The sequence below is a fragment of the Pseudomonas sp. PA-4-8C genome (genome assembly GCF_021606625.1).
Taxonomy (GTDB): Bacteria; Pseudomonadota; Gammaproteobacteria; order Pseudomonadales; family Pseudomonadaceae; genus Aquipseudomonas; species Aquipseudomonas lactis.
Genome location: NZ_WKCD01000554.1, coordinates 1 through 1,099, shown reverse-complemented (window position 1 = coordinate 1,099; position 1,099 = coordinate 1). Strand labels below are relative to the sequence as shown.

General features: G+C 54.7%; 2 protein-coding genes. Both read right to left on the bottom strand.

From position 1 onward, the window contains the following. Nucleotides 1-653, bottom strand: a 653-nt coding sequence (locus tag GIW04_RS30915) for an epoxide hydrolase family protein (RefSeq protein WP_236479635.1), incomplete at its 3' end; no start/stop codon positions are given. 258 nt (nt 654-911) lie between these two features. Then, the coding region (locus GIW04_RS30910) for an Lrp/AsnC ligand binding domain-containing protein (protein WP_236479634.1) at nt 912-1,099 on the bottom strand (188 nt) is incomplete at its 5' end.

The window sequence follows — 1,099 nt, the reverse complement described above, 5'->3', positions numbered from 1 at the left end:
CGCTTGATGAGCACATCCCAAGCCTTCGCGACTCGATCCGGCCCCCAGCCCAATTCAGTTGGCTTACCGGAAAAACCGTGTCCCGGAATCGATGGAATGATCACGTCGAACGAATCTTCAACCTTACCGCCGTAAGCAACGGGATCCGTCAGCGGGCCGATCGTCTTCAGGAACTCAAACTGTGAGCCAGGCCATCCGTGTGTCAGAAGCAGCGGCATCGCGTTGGGGTTTGGCGAGCGAACATGGATGAATTGAATATCCACGCCGTCGATAGTCGTGATGAATTCAGGCAGCGCATTGAGCTTCGCTTCAGCCTTGCGCCAGTCATAGCCGCTGCCCCAATACTTCACCAGCGCCTGGACCTGGGCCAACTGCACGCCTTGGGACACGTCATGGACGGTTTCTTTGTCCGGCCAGCGGGTCGCCGCAATGCGCTTTTTCAGATCGGTCAATTGCGCTTCATCGACGTGAATTCGATAAGGTCTAATCGATTCGGGACTGGTCGAGGCCCAGCTGGCAACTGACGCATCGGCGGCCGGGCCAGCAGCCCAGGCACCACCGCTGCCGGCTATCAGGGCCAACCCCAAAACACCCATTCTCACGGAAGAAGCCAGACAATGGCGCCAGGTGAAACCGAACGTAGCTACAGGCATTTTGAATTTCCTATAAGTCATTGGTCGACAACGTCGCGAAACGCGCAGAGATAGCCGCGAGTTAAATGAGTCATCCATTGGAGAAGGTTTGCGCCTTCTCGATGGGTTCATTTAAAGCCCCGCTGGTATCCCGTATGTGTCATCAACCGACTTAAAGGAATCGCTGTGTATCTATCCAAAGCGCAGATACAAAACGATACAAATGCGCCAATCGCTGCTAAAGACAGGGTTCCACGTCGTGATCTAACCCCTGCCCATTCACGCCTTGATCGATTTGGGTATCGCGATACGGCTACTGGTCTTAATTTCGCGTAAAGCCAGACTGGACTGGATGGACGCAATACCCACCTGGCGCCTGAGCACCTGCTCGATAAAGTCACTGTAGCTATCAAGATCCTCTGCCAACACTTGCAGCACGTAATCGGCATCCCCGGTGATCTTGTGAC